Here is a 17,820-nt window from a genome sequence, read left to right as displayed (position 1 = left end):
CCGCACTGGACATCCTGCCCCGGTTGGGGCAAGGCTGTTCCTTGCCCGATACCCTCCGGCCCGCCCCCGGGCCGGTCACGCGACCCCCACGCAGGAAGGGGCATGGATGACGCGCGAGACGAGCTCCACCGCCGCGGCGCGTTCGGCACCCACCTCGGGGCTGGACCGTCTACGGGCGGTCTACCACCGTGTCCCCCTGGGGCGTCGCCTCGTCGCCGCCCTGGTCCTGCTCACGGTGGTGGGCGTCGTCTCCCTCGTCCTGGGCCTGCCGGTGATGTCGATCCTGTTCGGCGCGCTGCTGCTGCTCATCGCCTTCGGCGCCCTGATGCGCTCCCTCGACGCGTTCCTCACCGTCGTGGTCTCCGCCGTCTGGTTGATCCTCGCCGTCCCCCTGTTCCAGATCCCGCTGCCCGGACGGCCGGTGGTCCTTCTGGTCCTGCCGCTGCCCCTGCTGGTGACCCTCGCCGCCTCCCGGGTCCGGGAATTCCCGGTCTGGCACACCGGGCTGCTCTGTCTGACCGCGGGGTTGGTGGCCGGCTTCTCGGTGGCCCTGTTCGGCATGCTCGTCGAACCCTTCCCCGCCGAGGCCGGGATCGCCGCGCTCTACGTCGCGGCGGGGGCCTGCCTGCTGTGGCGTCTGCTCGCCTCGGGGCAGGTGGTCAAGGAGAGCAGGGAGAACGACCGCAAACGACGTGAGAGCGGGGCCGTGAGCCGCGACGGGACGGCGGCTCCGGTGGGGGGCGTCCGCAAGGACACCGCCCAGGCGCCGCCTCTGCGCGGTCGGGGCTCCGACGCGCCCCGAAGAGGGGCCCCCGAACGGGACGAGGAAGAGGCCGAACCGATCCCCGTCGACCAGGCCCTGGCCGAGCTGGAGGACATGATCGGCCTCGACCCGGTCAAACAGCAGGTACGGGGGCTGGCCGCCTCCATCGAGGCCGCCCGACTGCGCGCCGACGCCGGCCTCTCCGTCGAACGCCCCCTGCGTCATCTGGTCTTCTCCGGGCCGCCGGGTACCGGTAAGACCAGTGTCGCCCGCACCCTCGCCACCATCTTCCACTCCTTCGGGCTGTTGCCCACCTCCCGGGTCGTCGAGGCCCAGCGCGCCGACCTGGTCGGCGAGTACCTGGGCGCCACCGCCATCAAGACCAACGAGCTCATCGACCGCGCGCTCGGCGGGGTCCTGTTCGTCGACGAGGCCTACTCCCTGGTCAACGAGGGCGACGGGCAGGCCGACCGGTTCGGCAACGAGGCCGTCCAGACCCTGCTCAAGCGGGCCGAGGACGATCGCGACGGCCTCGTCATCGTCCTGGCCGGCTACGAGAAGGAGATGGACTCCTTCCTGGCCTCCAACCCCGGTCTCGCCTCCAGGTTCGCCACCCGCATCAACTTCCCCGGCTACTCGGCCGACGAACTGTTCCGGATCTTCGAGCGACTCGTCTCCCACAGGGGCGACCTGCTCGACGCCGACGCCGCCCGTACCCTGCGTCTCAGGTTCGACCAGGCCGTTCAACGCCAGGCCGTGGACGAGCTGGGCAACGGACGCTTCGCCCGCTCCATGGTGGAGAAGAGCTGCCAGGCCCGGGACGTACGCGTGGTCACCTCCGGGGCCGAGGGCGACGAACCGGTCCGCCGTCCGAGCGCGGACGACCTCGTCACCGTGCGCGCGGTCGACGTCGAGACCGCCTACACCGAGCTCACCTCGCGCCTGCCCGGCTTCGGCGAGTCGCCGGGGCTGGAGGAGGCGATGGCCGAACTCGACGGCATGATCGGGCTGGAGCCGGTCAAGGAACAGGTGCGTTCCCTGGTCGCGCAGTTGCGGGTGGCCCGTCTGCGCGAGGAACAGGGGCTGCCGCACCAGCCTCCCCTGCGCCACCTGGTCTTCACCGGCCCTCCCGGCACCGGCAAGACCACGGTGGCCCGTGTGCTCGGCCGGGTCTTCGCGGCCCTGGGCATGCTCGGTCGCGCCGAGGTGGTCGAGGCCCAGCGCGCCGACCTGGTGGGGGAGCACCTGGGGGCCACGGCGGTCAAGACCAACAGGCTCATCGACCGGGCCCTGGGCGGGGTCCTGTTCGTCGACGAGGCCTACTCCCTGGTCAACCCCGGCTACAGCGGTGGCGACGCCTTCGGGGCCGAGGCCATCCAGACCCTGCTCAAGCGGGCCGAGGACGATCGGGACCGGCTCGTCGTGGTGTTGGCGGGCTACACCGCCGAGATGGACCGGTTCCTGGCCTCCAACGCGGGGCTGTCCTCACGGTTCAACGTACGCGTGCGTTTCCCCTCCTACACGCCCTGGGAGCTGTCCGAGATCGCCGACACGGTGGCCGCCCGCAACGGCGACACCTTCGACGACACCGCGCACGAGGACCTGTCCAGCATCTTCACGCACGTGTGCGAGGCGGGTTGGATCGACGAGCTGGGCAACGGACGTTTCGCCCGCTCCCTGTACGAGCGCTCCTGTTCCCACCGCGACCTCAGGGTCTCCCAGGAGGTGGGGGAGTCGGCCACCGCCGCCGAGCTGACGGTGATCACCAGCGAGGACGTGCGCAAGGCCTATTCCGACGCCACCCAGTAGAGGCCGGGAATCCCGACCCGACGATGCTACTGTCCGGTACATGACCGCCTCATCCTCATCCACCGGGTCCCCCGTCACGCAGGCACTGATCCTCGCCGGCGGACAGGCCACCCGGTTGCGGCCCTACACCGACACCCGCCCCAAGGCGATGGTGGAGGTGGCCGGACGGCCGATCATCGACTACCAACTGGAGTGGTTGGCCTCGCACGGGGTCGAGCACGTCGTCGTCTCCTGCGGTTACAAGGCCGAGGTCCTGCGCGAGCACCTCCAAGAGCGCACCGAGGGACCCGAGATCACCCTGAGGGTGGAGGACGAACCGCTCGGCCGCGGCGGCGCCCTGCGATACGCCGCCGAGGGACTGCGCGACACCGACGCCCCCTACTTCGCCCTCAACGGCGACGTCCTCACCTGGTTCCCGCTGGACGAGCTCACCGCCCGACACCGGGACGGAGGCGGTCTGGCCACCCTCGCCCTCGCCCGCTTCCGCACGACCTGGGGCATCGTCGACGTCGACGACCAGGACCGGATCGAGGGGTTCACCCAGAGCCCCCTGCTCCCGGTCTGGATCAACGCGGGCGTCTACCTCTTCGAGGCGGGCATCACCCCGCTCCTGCCGGTCAAGGGCGACCACGAGTCCTCGACCTTCCCCGAACTGGCCGAGGCCGGGCGGCTGACCGCCTACCGCATCGACGGGTTCTGGCGCGGTGTGGACACCGCCAAGGACGTCAAGGAGGCCGGTTCGGAGATCGAGGCCATGCGGGAGAACGCGGCCTGAACCTTCGAGCGCGTCGGGGCGGGTGATGACGGGGCGCCGGGTCGGTGGGTAGTGTCGCCATCGTGACGAATGACGGTTTCCTCCTCTCCAGCGCCCCCAACTTCCGTGACCTCGGCGGCCACCGTACGCGAGAAGGCCGTACCGTGCGCGAGGGTCTCCTCTACCGTTCCGACGCGCTCCACACCCTTTCCGAACCGGACCTGACCACCTACAACGGGTTCGGCATCCGCCAGCTGATCGACCTGCGCACCTCCCACGAGCGGGACCGTCTCCCCGACGTGATCCCCGACGGCGCCGAGTACGCGGCGATCGGGGTCCAGAACGCCGAGGCGGCCGGCGCCAACTTCGTCGACCTCCTGTCCGACCCCGAACGGGCCCGTGCCGTGTTCGGCGACGGCGCCGCGGAACGGTTCATGTTCGCGGTCTACCGCGACCTGGTCACCGAGGACGAGGCGCTCCAAGGCTACCGAGAACTGGTCGAACGCGCCGCCAAGGGGCCGACAGCGCTGGTCTTCCATTGCAGCGCCGGCAAGGACCGCACCGGATGGGGCGCCGCGCTGCTGCTCACCCTCCTGGGGGTCGAGCGCGAGGCCATCGTCGCCGACTACCTCGTCAGCAACGACCGCCAGGCCGCCACCGACCACTGGATGCGCACGATCTCGGCCGACAGCGGCCTGCCCTGGGAGGACATCGCGCCGATGACCCGGGTGCGGGCCGACTACCTGGAGAAGGCCTTCACCACCGTCGACACGGTGTACGGCTCCTTCGACGCCTACGTGGCCGAGGGGCTGGGCCTCTCACAGGCCACCCTGGAGGAGTTCGCCGACCGCATGCTCGACTGATCCGCGAGGGTCACAGGGCGTCGAGACGGCGGCGCAGGTCGCTCTCGCCGGTGGACTCGAACAGCACCTCGCTCAGCGACGACAGCACCGTGGGGCGGTCCACCCCTCGGTCCAACAGGCGCCGTGCGGCGGCCCACAGGTTGGCGGGGCGGCCGTCCCAGAGCCGCTCGGCCAGCCGCTCGTGGCGGTCCAGCTCCCGCTCGCGTTCGGGATCGGTCCCGCTCACCGGCCGGTACCAGTGGTCCTGGCCGGTGGAGTGGTGTCGACCGCTGTGCGGGGTGGCCGCCTCGTACTCGCCGTAGTGGTCCAGCCTCAGCAGGGCCCGGCGGCCGCGGGAGGTGGCCGGGTCGAACTCCTCGGGGTCCCCGGTCATGAGCTCGCTGGCCAGCAGCGGGAAGGCGAACATCCGACGGGCGAGCGAGGCGAAGTCGCCGTCGGGCAGAAGACGGCGTACCGCCTCGTGACGCAGGCCCAAGGGGCGGGCCGGGTCCCGATAGACACGGGAGAAGGCCGAGGTCGCCTCCCACACGGCGTCCAACGTGGCGCCCACGGCCGGTTCGGGCAGCCGGCTCCGCTCCCCGGCCCAGCGCACCCAGGCCGCCAGCACGTGCGGCATCGCCTCCTGCTCCTCGGGCAGCAGGACCACCCGTCCGGGCAGCCAGTGGAGAAGGAACGACTCGACCTTGCGCGGGCTGACTCTGAGCGGACGTCCGGAGTCCACGTCGCATCCGTGCGCGATGATGTGGTCGACGCACCGGCTCGCCGCGTAGGAGTCCGACAACTCGGCCGCCTGCTCCGACGCGAGGAAGCGGGCGGCCAGCACGGCACGACGGTCGCGTCTCCACACCGGGACCGTGTCGGGCACCCCCTCGGGCGGGGACGGCAGACGCTTGACGCGCGCCGAGGCCAACGCGAAGTGCGCGGCCAGCGAGCCGCCGGTCAGATCGGCCGAGGAGATCCCCACCGGTTCCACGATCGGACCGGTCGAGGGGTCGGACTCGACTCCGGTGGCCACCCTCTCGGTCCGGTCCAAGGCACGGACCAGCACGGAACGGGCCTCGCTCAGCTCCCACTGCTCGAAGCGGACGAAGTCGTCGGCGCGCGCCCGTTCACGGCACTGGTCCAGGAGGAGGTCGACCTTGGTGGTCACCCAGGCGTCGCGCAGCAGGCCGCCGCTGTTGTGGTCCAGCACCAGGATCAACGCGTGTTCGGGCGGCAGCGCCCCGCTGTGGTCGGGCGCGTCCCTGCTGAACACGCACACCACGTCGTCGGTGTCGCCGAAGAGATCGCCGTGGACGTAGGCGGCGACCGGGGTGACCGCGCCGAGCTGGTCCGCCCAGGCGGGGGCCTGAAGGCCTCGCTCGCGCAGGGCGATCATGCCCTGTTCCGCCAGATCGCGTTGGGAGGACGAGGTGCCCAGGGCGGTGATCGCGGCGAGGATCCCCAGGCCGGCGGGTTTTCCGGAGGCGGTGGCGTGGGTGATCAGGCCCTCGCCGAGGAGTCGCTCCACGTCCACTCCGGGCAGCCGGGCGCCCCACCAGGAACCCAGGAGTTCGCTGAAGGACAGCTCGGCGTCGAGCGGGTGTCGCATGGCGAGCAGCGCTCGGGCCGCGCGCAGCATCTCCTCGAAGGCTGCGGCGGGAACGTCGGGTCCTGTGGGCGGGGGCGTCGCGGAGGGCACGTCCCGAGCGTATGCCAGTCGGCGCGGGGAGTGAGCCCGCGTGTGGTCTCGGAGAGTCTCCGGTCGCGGGTCAGCGCGGCTCGGGGACGGTGCGGTGACCGGTGAACAGGGTGGTGCCGGAGCGGCGTGGGGCCTTCCTCGTGACCTGCGAGGGCGGTACGGAGTTCACCATCGCCTCCAGGTGCTCGCGGGCCACCCTTTCGACCAGGGGCGGTGTGACCTCGATGCCCAGGTGTTCGGCGCAGTTCCAGGCGTCGCTGACACAGCGCTCGACACAGCGGTGGGACAGCCCGCTGAACTCGTCGTGAAGCCTGGCCGAGATCCGCCTGAGATCCTGGACCGGGAAGGTCTGGAGCATTCTCGCTCACACTCCTGGCTGAAGATGGTCGGGAAGGTGACCTCCACCCATTTCACTTGTTCTGAACGCACTGTCAACCCCTCGACCGGCGTGCTGAGGATAAAACCTGAGGGGGACGATGTTTACTCAGGTCACGTCGTTATCGCGTGTCATCTCGACGAAAAGGGTGTTTCGGGCACACAACGGCCCTGTTCTGCGGTGTTCACCGCCGATCGTCGATATCCGTCCGTCGGTGGGAATGGCCGGAGAACACGCCGGTGAAACCCCGGATCCGAGGAGGCGCGGTCGGCTCGTGGCCTATTATTTACCTTCCGCGGGCAACCCGGACCCCCGCCACCATGGCCGTTGCGCCCGGCCGGGTGTGTCTTATGCTTGAGCCGTGACAGCGGCCGAGAGGAGTCATGGGGACATGACCCTCGGGAGCCGCGGAGCCCCCCGATCGGAATCGGCGCCGCGCACCCCGAGCGGCGGCGCCACCGGGAACGGGTGGCGCGCACGATGCGCAGGGACCACGTGGTCCGAGAACGACCCCCAACGAAACCCGGCTGGGGATTTCCGACGGCTCCGGAGGTGTCGAGCAGTTGAGCGCCGAGACGTCCATTCCCCCACCTCGGATCAGTGTGGCGGAATTGCCAGACGCGGTGAGAACCCTCCTCACCGACGCTCCGATCGGGTTCGCCCTGCTCGGTCCCGACGACGCCTTCGGCTCGATCAACCCGCGCATGGCCGCGGTCTTCGGCAGCACCCCCGAACGCTGCCTGGGGCGCACCCCCGGCCAGGTCCTGGAGGAGGCCGGCGACACCGCCGGAGCCTCGGCCCAGGTCGCCTGTCTGACCGGTGCGCGTGAGGGCGGGCGCGCCGTCCGCGGTCGGCACCGCACCCCCGACGGTCGGGTCTGGGATCTGACCTGGTTCCCCGTCGAGGACCCGACCGACGGGGGAGAGCACATCGCCCTGATCGCGGCCCGCGACGTCGACGACGACGGCGCCCGCCGCGGCGAACAGCGCCTGCGCGCCCTCCTCCAAGCGGGCAACCAGATCGTCTGGTCGGCGGGTCCCGCCGGAGAGATCCGCGAGGACTGCCCCCAGTGGCGCACGCTCACCGGCCAGGACCTGGACTCCTACCTCGGCCACGGTTGGCTGGACGCCCTCCACCCCGAGGACCGGCCCCGGGTGGAGCGCGCATGGGAGGACGCCGTCCTGGACGTCACCCCCTTCGACGCACTCTTCCGCGTGCGCACGCGCGTGGGCGGACACCACCACTACCGGGCGCGGGCGCATCCGATCATGGACGGGACCGAGACCGTCGAATGGGTCGGCACGCTGATCGACGTCACCACCGAGCGTGAGGCCGACGAACTGCGGCAGCGCCTCAACCAGCAGCTCAGCGAGGCGGCCATGCGCACCGCCCGGCTCCAGAAGGCCACCTCCGACCTGGCCGAGGCGCTCACCGCCGACGAGGTCGTCCAGGCCATGGCGGAGATCGGCCGCTCGGGCGTGGGCGCCGACCACACCTCGCTGGTCCTCTTCGACCGCGATCGGCTGCGGCTGCGCATGCTCTCCGCGGACGGCCGGCAGGGGCCGCCCGAGCGCGGGTTCGATCTGGACTATCCCGACATCGCGGCCAAGGCGGTCGCCGATCGCACGCCCTGCCTGGTCTCGGGACCGGCCGAGCTGCGCGCGCTCTTCGACGGGGCCCCCGAGGTCGAGGCGCTCATCGAACGCACCCGGGAACGCGCCTGGGTGGCGTTGCCGATGATGACGGCGGGCCGGCCCATCGGCGCCCTGCGCTTCTCCTTCGACGCCCAGCGCGAGGTCGCCGACGAGGAACGCGTCTTCCTCGAAGCGCTCGCCGGGCAGTGCGCCCTGGCCATCGGCCGGGCCATCGTCTACGAGCGCGAGCACGGCACCGCCGAGGAGCTCCAGCGCAGCCTGTTGCCGGAGGCGCTGCCCGAGGTGCGCGGGGTGCGACTGGCCGCCTACTACCGGTCGGGTTCCCAGCACGTCCAGGTGGGCGGCGACTGGTACGACGCCTTCCCTCTACCGGACGGCCGCGTGGCCGGCGTCCTCGGCGACGTCATGGGCAAGGGCATCCCGGCCGCCGCGGGAATGAGTCGGATCCGCAACGCGTTGCGCGCCTTGGCGTTCTCCATGCCCGAACCCGCGGACGTCCTGACCGGACTGGACCGCATGTTCACGGCCACGGAGGGTATGGATCAGGTGACGACCCTGGTCTACTTCGTGTTGGACCCGGTGACCGGACAACTCGACCTCAGCAACGCGGGACACCTTCCGCCGCTGGTGGTCGCCGGCAACGCCGGGCCCTCACTGCTCGACACCGAGCCCGATACACCGCTCGGGGTCAGCTCCGACCGGGGCCATCACAAATTCTTCGTACAACCCGGTAACACGGTCGCCCTCTACTCCGATGGACTGGTTGAGAACCGCAAACGATCGGTCGACGCCGGTCTCGACGAACTCGTGCGGAAGGCTGCCGAGGCCCGGCCCGACGTGGTGGGCGATCCACAGCAGATGCTGGAGTACCTTGTTGAGAGCATGCTGAAGGGGTATGAGCAGGACGATGATGTCACGCTGCTGGCCGTTCAGCTTCCGGTGATCGATTCCGTGTCGGAGCGGTAGATCGTACGAACAAGTCCATTGCCTTGCCTACAGTGAAGAAGCCGCCGCGCCCCGCGAAGCGGAGGTGACCCCGGCTTCCCCGCCCAGTGGGGACGATCCAGGCCACAGGTGGGAGAGGGTGCAGTGCCCGGTCCCGGCCAACGACGGACCACCGGGTCCGACAAATCTCGCCACACGTCCGTTCGAGAGGTGTTTGTGTCATCTGCCAGTTCGACTCGCTCGAAGCAGTCCGAGTCACTGCAAGAGCCCGTCATTCAGCAGCTGATCGAGCGTGGGCGGTCCCAGGGCTTTCTTGAGCCCGAGGACGTGCGCCGTGCCTTCGAAGAGGCCGAAATCCCGATGTCGCAGGCGCAGTCCGTGCTCCGCAGCCTGGCCAAGGAGGGCGTGACCGTACTCGTCCCCGAGTCGGCCTCCTCGCGGCGCAAGACCACGCGGCGCAAGACGACGACCTCTCGATCCGCCACCACCCGCTCGACCACGACCCGGTCGGCCAAGGTCACCCGGACCACCACCCGCGCGGCGGCGGCCCAGGAGCAGCCGGAGACGGTCACCGCCGTCGTCGACGACTCCGAGGGCGCGCCCGCCGAGAAGCCCGCGGCCAAGAAGACCACCGCCAAGCGCGCGGCGGCCCCGAAGAAGGCGGCCGCGGCCAAGAAGCCCGCCGCCAAGAAGGCGACCGCCACCAAGAAGACCGCGACCAAGAAGTCCGCCAAGAAGGACCTCGAACTGGCCTCGGACGCGGGCGACTTCGCGGAGGAGGGTCTGGAGGACGACCTCGAGCACACCGGCGCCGAGCTGGAGCTGGTCGAGGACACCCCCGACACCGAGACCAACGTCAAGCCGGTCAAGCCCGAGACGGTCGGCGCCCCCGTCAAGCCGAGCAAGGACGACGACTCCTTCGTCCTGTACGACGATGACGACGACGCCCCCGCCGCCCAGGTGGTCGCGGCCGGCGCCACCGCCGACCCGGTCAAGGACTACCTGAAGCAGATCGGTAAGGTCCCGCTGCTCAACGCGGAGCAGGAGGTCGAGCTCGCCAAGCGCATCGAGGCCGGCCTGTTCGCCGAGGAGAAGCTCTCCGAAGAGGCCGATGTCCTCACCTTCGAGCTGCGGGACGAGCTGGAGTGGATCGCCGAGGACGGCGGCCGCGCCAAGAAGCACCTCCTCGAGGCCAACCTGCGTCTGGTCGTCTCCCTGGCCAAGCGTTACACCGGCCGCGGCATGCTGTTCCTGGACCTGATCCAGGAGGGCAACCTGGGTCTGATCCGCGCGGTGGAGAAGTTCGACTACACCAAGGGCTTCAAGTTCTCGACCTACGCCACCTGGTGGATCCGTCAGGCGATCACCCGCGCCATGGCCGACCAGGCCCGCACCATCCGTATCCCGGTGCACATGGTCGAGGTCATCAACAAGCTGGCCCGCGTCCAGCGTCAGATGCTCCAGGACCTGGGCCGCGAGCCCACCCCGGAGGAGCTGGCCAAGGAACTCGACATGACCCCGGAGAAGGTCGTCGAGGTGCAGAAGTACGGCCGTGAGCCGATCTCCCTGCACACCCCGCTGGGCGAGGACGGCGACAGCGAGTTCGGCGACCTGATCGAGGACTCCGAGGCGATCCAGCCGGGCGAGGCGGTCAGCTTCACCCTGCTCCAGGAACAGCTCCACTCGGTCCTGGACACCCTGTCCGAGCGCGAGGCCGGCGTGGTCTCCATGCGCTTCGGGCTCACCGACGGTCAGCCCAAGACTTTAGACGAGATCGGCAAGGTCTACGGGGTCACCCGTGAGCGCATCCGGCAGATCGAGAGCAAGACGATGTCGAAGCTCCGTCACCCCTCGCGTTCGCAGGTGCTCCGCGACTACCTGGACTGATCGGTCGGCCCAGGATCGGCCCGCTGCCGTGGACCGACACAGGCGCGCCTCCCGCTCCCGCGGGAAGGCGCGCCTGCGCGTGTGTGTACCCGAAGCTGCTCACGGGTGTGTGGCGACCCCCGCGTGTCCCTTACAGAGCCGAGTACCTTCTCACCCCCGCACGGAGTCCGATCTCCATCCGATGCGAATCATGGTGCCGGACGCTCTGTAGGTGTGGCATAAAGTCGCCCTGATCCGCTTTACGGGCACGATCTCCCTGTTCGTGAGGGGCCTCGCCGCGGACTCAGTCGCGTACGACGACGTCCATCGTGCGGGCTTTGCCCGGCCCGCCCGTCTCCTGGAGTTCCACGGTGTGCCCCAGGTCCCGCAGCGCCGCGACCAGCTCCTCCGGGGTGCGCGCCTCGACGCCCTCCCGGACCAGGACCCGCGCGATGTCGCCGCGGGTGGCCTTGGCCATGTGGCTGACCACCGAGCGTCGGAGCTCTCCGTCGACCTCCTTCTCCCGAAGGACGCGCACGGCCACGCTCCGTTCCGCGACCTCCCCGGCCGGCCTGTAGGCCGCGACGTAGGAGGAGGAGCGGCAGTCCACGACCAGACGGTCTCCGACCAGCTCGTTCAGGGGGCCGGTCAGCGCCTTGCGCCAGTAGGCCCCCAACCCGCCCAGGGACGGCAGTCGTACCCCCATGGACAGACGGTAGGGCGGCAGGTGGTCGTCCGGCCCCACCACGCCCCACAGTCCGGAGAAGACCAGGATCCGTTCCCGGGTCGCTTCGCCACGCTCGGCCAGGAGGTCGGGCAGCCCCAACCGGTCGTAGAGGACGCCCGTGTACAGGTCGGCGGCGCGCAACGTGGGCGCGACCGCCAGGTCGAGGTCGCGCTTGATCGCGTCGGTCTGGGAGACCGAGAGACCCAGGATCTCGCGCGCGGTGTCCTCGGGGCCGGAGCACACCTCGGTGAGCGCCTCGACGACCCGCTCCCGGGCCGGGGCCAGCCCCGGGAGGGTGAGCGAGTCCACGTCCAGACGGGGGCCGTCGCCGGAGGTGGCCTTGCCCTCGGAGGGCGGGAGCAGGATGAGCATGCGTGTTTCTCTTCCGAACGTCGTGTGTCCTGGGACGGAGCCCATGCTAGGTCGTGTACGGAGGGCCCGGGGTGCCTCCCGGGCGTGGATGCCGGCAGGGTTCTGAGAGCCGGAGAACACCCCCTCGTGAGGAGACGAACATGCACCCATGGGCCGCGCGCGTGACCCGGGACTGGCCGCCCTTCCACGTCGAGACGCGCGCCGGTTGGCGCTTCGGCCTGGCCGACGGCGTCACCAAACGGGCCAACTGCGCCCTGCTGGAGTCCCCGGAGGCCGACGTCGCGGAGGTGACCCGGTTCTACCGGGACCGTGGGCTGCGTCCCTGCGTCCAGGTGTGGCCCGGCGAGGAGGAGACGGACGCCCGTCTGGCCGAGCACGGGTACGAGCGGGTGGAGCCCACCCTGGTGCTCGCCCGCGAGCCTCTCGAACGGCCGAAGGCCCCCGGACGGACCCGGATCCACGACCGGCCCACCGACCGCTGGATCGAGCTGTTCGCCGGGGCCGGTTCCGATCCCGCGTGGACCGACGGCGTGGTGCGGATCCTGGGGGCGGTGACGGCGGCCTACGGCGTCCACGAGAGCGGGGACGGGCGCGGCTGCGCGGTCCTGGACGGGGAATCGGTGGCGATCTGCTCGATGGGCACGGTCGAGGCGGCCCGAGGCCGGGGGATCGCCAGGGACGTGCTCGCCGACCTGCTGGCCTGGGCCCACGACAAGGGGGCCCGCCGGGCCTACCTGTGCGTGGTGGCCGCCAACGGGCCCGCGCTAGGGCTGTACCGGAGTTCGGGTTTCGTGGAGGTCTCGCGCTACCACAACCGGGTCCTGCCGGACTGAGATCCTTCGCACGACGACGGCGGCCCCCTCGGGGACCGCCGTCATCGTCTCTTGGTCGTCGTGGCTAACGCTCGTCCGCGTTGTCGTTCTTGCTCTCGGTGAGCTTGCTCGTCTCGTCCTGGATGTCCGAGGCGATCTTGCGGATTGAGTCGTCGTGCTTGCGCATGTGGTGCGCGCAGAACAGGAGTTCGCCGCCGGAGTTCAGCAGCACCCGGACGTAGGCCTGTGCACCACAACGGTCGCAACGGTCGGCAGCCGTCAGCGGCTGAGTGGGGGCAAGGGTTCCAGTCACTTCGCCATCCTCAATACTCGGCGTTAGTCACCTCTGACAACATCTAACCCGACCCAGACGTTCCCAACCGGGTTCCGTGTACGCCGACAGCGGAATCCGCCCGGTCCGTGCCTAGAGGGTGCCCCTTGGGGTCTTTCCGGCCGGAAGCCGTATGCACTCCTGGTTGTACCCCGGGGTAAGCCTCGACTATCCCCGGAAAACGGGCGTATCCAGGTAGCGACCATCAGAGGTGGTAGTCTCGCGCGGAGCGGGCCTGACGGAGCCGATTCGTCGGTCTGTGCGACCGGTCACAGTAGCTTCCGGAGACGACGTCTCCCGGACGTCGAGGCGAGCGCCTCCCGGGAGGACACGACCCCGCCCGCCACGGCCCTCGCCACGGCACGGCCCCCCGGCCCGTCGTAGCCTGGCCCCCTCGAACCGTCGGTGCGGCGCGGTACAAAGGGCACACGCCGCATCAGCGCCCCGATGGCCCTCAAGACGCAGGAGATGTCCGAGTGACCGCCTTGACCGCAGCCGTCCACGATCCCGAGGATTACTCCGCCCGACACCTGTCGGTCCTCGAGGGACTCGAAGCGGTGCGCAAACGGCCGGGCATGTACATCGGGTCCACCGACAGCCGCGGCCTCACCCACTGCATGTGGGAGATCATCGACAACTCCGTCGACGAGGCCCTGGGCGGCTATTGCGGCCGGATCGACGTGACCCTGCACCCCGACGGCTCCGTCTCCGTGAGCGACGACGGCCGCGGTATCCCCGTGGACATCGAGCCCAAGTCCGGACTGTCCGGTGTCGAGCTGGTCATGACCAAGCTCCACGCGGGCGGCAAGTTCGGCTCCGGCTCCTACACCGCCACGGGCGGTCTGCACGGCGTGGGCGCCTCCGTGGTCAACGCGCTCTCGGCCCGGGTGGACGTCGAGGTCGACCGGCAGGGGCACACGCACGCGTTGAGCTTCCGCAGAGGGATCGCCGGACGCTTCGCCGGCCCCGGCCCCGACGCCGAGTTCACCCCCACCTCCGGGCTGGACCAGGTCCGCAAGATCGCCAAGAAGATCACCGGCACCCGCATCCGCTTCTGGCCGGACCGGCAGATCTTCCTCAAGGACGCCGAGATCGCCCGGGAGAACCTGCTCGACCGGGCCCGCCAGACCGCCTTCCTCATCCCCGGCCTGACCATCGCCGTCCGGGACGAGAGCGTCGAGGGCGAGGAGCCCTACACCGAGACCTTCCACTTCGACGGTGGGATCGGCGAGTTCTGCACCTTCCTGGCCCCCGACGACCCCATCAGCGACGTCCTGCGCATCCAGGGCAGCGGTACCTTCACCGAGACCGTCCCGGTCCTGGACGAGTCGGGCCACATGGTGCCCGCCGACGTCCAACGACGTCTGGACGTCGACGTCGCCCTGCGCTGGGGGACCGGCTACGACACCACCGTCCGCTCCTTCGTCAACGTGATCGCCACCCCCAAGGGCGGCACCCACATCAACGGCTTCGAGCGGGCCCTGGTCCGGGTGATCAACGACCAGTTGCGCGCCACCAAGCTGCTGAAGAACAGCGACGACCCGGTCACCAAGGACGACACCCAGGAGGGGCTCACCGCGGTCGTGACCGTCCGCCTCCCCGAGCCCCAGTTCGAGGGCCAGACCAAGGAGATCCTCGGCACGTCCGCGGCGTCCCGGATCGTCTCCCAGGTGGTCGGCCAGGAACTGCGCGAGTTCCTCACCTCCACCAAGAAGACGGAGAAGGCCAAGGCCCGCACCGTCATGGAGAAGGTGGTGGGCGCCGCCAAGGCCCGCCTGGCCGCCCGCCAGCAGCGCGAGACCCAGCGGCGTAAGAACGCCCTGGAGAGCTCGGCTCTGCCCGCCAAGCTGGTGGACTGTCGCAGCGAGGGGCTGGAGCACAGCGAGCTGTTCATCGTCGAGGGGGACTCGGCGCTGGGCACCGCCAAGCTGGCCCGGGACTCGGAGTTCCAGGCCCTCCTGCCCATCCGGGGCAAGATCCTCAACGTCCAGAAGTCCTCGGTCGCGGACATGCTCAAGAACGCCGAGTGCGCCGCGATCCTCCAGGTCGTCGGGGCCGGTTCGGGCCGCACCTTCGACCTGGACGCCGCCCGCTACGGCCGCGTCATCCTCATGGCCGACGCCGACGTGGACGGCGCCCACATCCGATGTCTGCTGCTCACCCTCATCTACCGGTACATGCGTCCGATGCTGGAGGCCGGCCGGGTCTACGCGGCGGTCCCGCCGCTGCACCGGGTGGAGCTGACCAACGTGCGGCGCAAGCGCGGGGCCAAGCCCGAGGACCGCTACATCTACACCTACTCCGACGCCGAGCTCCAGCGCACCCTGCTCGACCTGGAGAAGCGCAAGGTCGGCTGGAAGGAGCCGGTCCAGCGGTACAAGGGTCTGGGCGAGATGGACGCCGACCAGCTGGCCGAGACCACCATGGACCCGCGCTACCGGACCCTGCGCCGTATCCGGGTGGAGCAGGCCGAGGAGGCCGCCTCGGTGTTCAACCTGCTGATGGGCAACGAGGTGGCCCCGCGCCGCCGGTTCATCCAGGAGGGCGCCCAGGAGCTGGACCTGGAGCGCATCGACGCCTGAGTCGTCGCGCCCGGCCCCGGCCCCGCCACGGGGTCAGGGGCCGGCCGGCGGCTCCCAGACGCCCTCGGTGAGGAAACGGTCGATGGCCGCCCGGTAGGGGGCGGGGTCCAGGCCCCGTTCCGACACCCAGGTGTCGTTGTAGTAGCTGTGCTGGTAGCGTTCGCCGCCGTCGCAGATCAGGGTGACCACGCTGCCCCGGCGCCCCTCACGGAGCATCCGGGCGACCAGGTGCCACACGCCCCACAGGTTGGTCCCGGTGGAACCGCCCGCGCAGCGTCCGGTCAGATCGTTGAGGTGGCGCATCGCGGCGATGCTCGCCGCGTCGGGGACCGGCATCATCAGGTCGATGACCGAGGGGACGAAACTCGGCTCCATCCGGGGGCGCCCGATCCCCTCGATCCGGGACGGCATGCCGCTGGAGTAGTCCGAGGCCCCCGTGACCCAGCCGGGGAAGAAGGCCGAGTTCTCCGGGTCCACGACGGCCAGCCGGGTGTGCAGCCGTCGGTAGCGCAGGTAACGACCGATGGTCGCCGACGTGCCGCCGGTGCCCGCCCCCACCACGATCCAGTCCGGGCAGGGGTGCCGCTCCATCTCCAACTGCTGGAAGATCGACTCGGCGATGTTGTTGTTCCCCCGCCAGTCGGTGGCCCGCTCGGCGTAGGTGAACTGGTCCATGTAGTGGCCGCCGGTCTCGGCCGCCAGCCGCTCGGCCTCGGAGTACATCTCGGGCGGGTGGTCCACGAAGTGGCAACGGCCCCCGTGGCGTTCGATCAGCGCGATCTTCTCCGGACTGGTCCTGCGCGGGACCACCGTGATGAAGTCCAGCCCCAGGAGGCGGGCGAAGTAGGCCTCGGAGACCGCCGTCGACCCCGAACTGGCCTCCACGATCGTGGTGTGCTCGGTGATCCAACCGTTGGCCAGCCCGTACAGGAACAGCGACCGGGCCAGACGGTGCTTCAGACTGCCGGTGGGATGGACCGACTCGTCCTTCAGGTACAGGTCGATCCCCCACTCCGGGGGCAGGGGGAACACGTGCAGGTGGGTGTCGGCCGAACGGGTGTCGTCGGCGATCACCTTGCGCACCGCCTCGTCGGCCCACGCGCGCGCGGGGTTCGAGGAACGGTCGACCCACGCTGAGTCGGGTCCGGGGCGGTCGGATGTGGGAGCCATGACCGCAGGGTAACGCCCCCGCCGGGGGAGAGGGGCCGGGCCCTCGGGTTCCGGCCCCGGACGGCCCCGGTCAGTCCAGGGAGCCCCCGGACATCACGGCGTACATCCTTCGGTAGGTCGCCGCCTCCTCGTGGCGGCTCTGGCGTTCCAGGGTGCGGGCGAGCGCGATGTGCGCCCAGTGGTCCACCGGATCCAGTTCGATCAGGGACCGGAAGGTCGCCTCGGCCCGGTGGAGCTGGGCGGAGAGGAAGTAGGCGCGCCCCAGGAGCTCCAACAGGGAGCGGCTGCCGGGCTCGTTCTCGACCACGGGGGCCAGGATGCGGGCGGCGTAGATCGGGTCGCCCAACTCCAGGTAGATGCGGGCCTGGTTGTAGGTGTCGTAGGTGCTCTCTTCCACGGTGCTCCTCTCGACGTGTCACACCGTTCGGGGACAACGGTCGCCGAGGTGACCGTGTTCCCCGGGCGGAGGACGAGACGGGCGGGGCCGTACCGGGAGGCGGCCGTGATCCCACGCCCACCGGAATGATCCCCGGCCCCGTCCGTCTCGACACCTCAGGGCGCCCGGAGCACGTTCACAGACCGGTCGGGGCGACCCGTCCGGTGTCCACGTCGTAGATGGCGCCGGTCACCGGCAGACCCGCGGGAAGCAGCGGGTGGTGACGGATCCGCTCCAGGTCGTGGGCGAGCGCGCCCAACTGGTCGTCGTTGGTGTGGAACTCCAGGCTGCGGGTGTCCACGCCGTACTCCTCCTGGATGAGGTCGTGCACGGTGTCATCGCCCGGGACCGAGGCCATCTTGCAGTTGGTGTGCGGCAGGATCAGCACACGGTCCACGCCCAGCAGGTACACCGCCAGGACCAGGGTGCGCAGGGTGTCGTCCGTGACCCGGGCGCCCGCGTTCCGCAGGATCTTGGCGTCACCGGGCTTGAGGCCCAGCATCTGCAACGGCTCGATGCGCGAGTCCATGCACGTCACCAGGGCCAGACCGCGGGCGGCCACGGGCTTGAGGCCGGCCAGCGAGTAGGTCTCGGCGTAGGAGGCGTTGGCCTCGAACACGTCGTCGAAGGCCCCTGGGGGGACGGTGCCGTTCTCGTTCGAGCTCATGATGGTTCTTC

The 17,820-nt window shown here is 70.2% G+C and carries 14 protein-coding genes; 7 read left to right on the top strand and 7 right to left on the bottom strand.

Annotated elements, in window-relative coordinates; translation table 11 throughout:
• Positions 1–106: 106 nt before the first annotated feature.
• From U9J66_RS15470 to U9J66_RS15460, 3 genes are read left to right on the top strand one after another with little or no spacing between them, the layout of a single operon-like run.
• Complete coding sequence (locus U9J66_RS15470; RefSeq protein WP_326338018.1) at positions 107–2,572, top strand: AAA family ATPase; 2,466 nt, start codon at positions 107–109, stop codon at positions 2,570–2,572.
• 40 nt (positions 2,573–2,612) lie between these two features.
• Entirely contained in the window at positions 2,613–3,347 is a 735-nt protein-coding gene (locus U9J66_RS15465; RefSeq protein WP_326338017.1) for a nucleotidyltransferase family protein, read from the top strand.
• A gap of 44 nt (positions 3,348–3,391) precedes the next feature.
• Positions 3,392–4,189, top strand: coding sequence for a tyrosine-protein phosphatase (locus tag U9J66_RS15460; RefSeq protein ID WP_042284848.1), 798 nt, complete (start codon positions 3,392–3,394; stop codon positions 4,187–4,189).
• Between the two features lie 10 nt (positions 4,190–4,199).
• On the opposite strand, the gene U9J66_RS15455 is transcribed toward U9J66_RS15460, so the two are convergent.
• Together U9J66_RS15455 and U9J66_RS15450 are read right to left on the bottom strand one after the other, a co-directional pair.
• Positions 4,200–5,810 carry a hypothetical protein gene (locus U9J66_RS15455; RefSeq protein ID WP_014909002.1) on the bottom strand — a complete coding sequence of 537 codons (1,611 nt, stop codon included), beginning with the start codon at positions 5,808–5,810 and terminating at the stop codon, positions 4,200–4,202.
• 130 nt (positions 5,811–5,940) lie between these two features.
• The gene (locus U9J66_RS15450) at positions 5,941–6,228 is read right to left on the bottom strand and encodes a hypothetical protein (RefSeq protein ID WP_017533828.1); all 288 of its coding nucleotides are present in this window, start codon (positions 6,226–6,228) and stop codon (positions 5,941–5,943) included.
• 581 nt (positions 6,229–6,809) lie between these two features.
• Between U9J66_RS15450 and U9J66_RS15445 the strand changes: the two genes are divergently transcribed.
• Positions 6,810–8,867: a SpoIIE family protein phosphatase gene (locus U9J66_RS15445; RefSeq protein ID WP_199806168.1), complete on the top strand. Its 2,058-nt coding sequence runs from the start codon at positions 6,810–6,812 to the stop codon at positions 8,865–8,867.
• 195 nt (positions 8,868–9,062) lie between these two features.
• Complete coding sequence (locus U9J66_RS15440; protein WP_199806169.1) at positions 9,063–10,733, top strand: RNA polymerase sigma factor; 1,671 nt, start codon at positions 9,063–9,065, stop codon at positions 10,731–10,733.
• A 283-nt stretch (positions 10,734–11,016) separates the two neighbouring features.
• Here U9J66_RS15440 and yaaA read toward each other — a convergent pair whose 3' ends face one another.
• Complete coding sequence (yaaA, locus tag U9J66_RS15435; protein WP_161110324.1) at positions 11,017–11,811, bottom strand: peroxide stress protein YaaA; 795 nt, start codon at positions 11,809–11,811, stop codon at positions 11,017–11,019.
• Positions 11,812–11,951: 140 nt separating this feature from the next.
• Here yaaA and U9J66_RS15430 point away from each other — a divergent pair, with 140 nt between their 5' ends.
• Positions 11,952–12,644 carry a GNAT family N-acetyltransferase gene (locus U9J66_RS15430; protein WP_202421432.1) on the top strand — a complete coding sequence of 231 codons (693 nt, stop codon included), beginning with the start codon at positions 11,952–11,954 and terminating at the stop codon, positions 12,642–12,644.
• A gap of 64 nt (positions 12,645–12,708) precedes the next feature.
• On the opposite strand, the gene U9J66_RS15425 is transcribed toward U9J66_RS15430, so the two are convergent.
• Complete coding sequence (locus U9J66_RS15425) at positions 12,709–12,936, bottom strand: DUF7455 domain-containing protein (RefSeq protein ID WP_026124873.1); 228 nt, start codon at positions 12,934–12,936, stop codon at positions 12,709–12,711.
• A gap of 494 nt (positions 12,937–13,430) precedes the next feature.
• On the opposite strand from U9J66_RS15425, the gene U9J66_RS15420 reads away from it, so the two are divergent.
• The gene (locus U9J66_RS15420) at positions 13,431–15,536 is read left to right on the top strand and encodes a DNA gyrase/topoisomerase IV subunit B (RefSeq protein ID WP_017533833.1); all 2,106 of its coding nucleotides are present in this window, start codon (positions 13,431–13,433) and stop codon (positions 15,534–15,536) included.
• A 33-nt stretch (positions 15,537–15,569) separates the two neighbouring features.
• Here U9J66_RS15420 and U9J66_RS15415 read toward each other — a convergent pair whose 3' ends face one another.
• The 3 genes from U9J66_RS15415 to U9J66_RS15405 form a co-directional block, all read right to left on the bottom strand.
• A complete protein-coding gene (locus tag U9J66_RS15415) occupies positions 15,570–16,706 on the bottom strand; it encodes a PLP-dependent cysteine synthase family protein (protein WP_161110322.1) in 1,137 nt (378 codons plus the stop codon).
• Between the two features lie 70 nt (positions 16,707–16,776).
• Positions 16,777–17,103 carry a tetratricopeptide repeat protein gene (locus tag U9J66_RS15410; protein WP_014910171.1) on the bottom strand — a complete coding sequence of 109 codons (327 nt, stop codon included), beginning with the start codon at positions 17,101–17,103 and terminating at the stop codon, positions 16,777–16,779.
• A 175-nt stretch (positions 17,104–17,278) separates the two neighbouring features.
• On the bottom strand, positions 17,279–17,809 hold the full coding sequence (locus U9J66_RS15405; protein ID WP_014912508.1) for a beta-class carbonic anhydrase: 531 nt from the start codon (positions 17,807–17,809) through the stop codon (positions 17,279–17,281).
• Positions 17,810–17,820 lie beyond the last annotated feature (11 nt).

The sequence above is a fragment of the Nocardiopsis sp. LDBS1602 genome (assembly GCF_035818715.1).
Taxonomy (GTDB): Bacteria; Actinomycetota; Actinomycetes; order Streptosporangiales; family Streptosporangiaceae; genus Nocardiopsis; species Nocardiopsis alba.
Note: the sequence above shows the minus strand (reverse complement) of the source record. Positions and strands in the feature narration are given on the sequence as shown.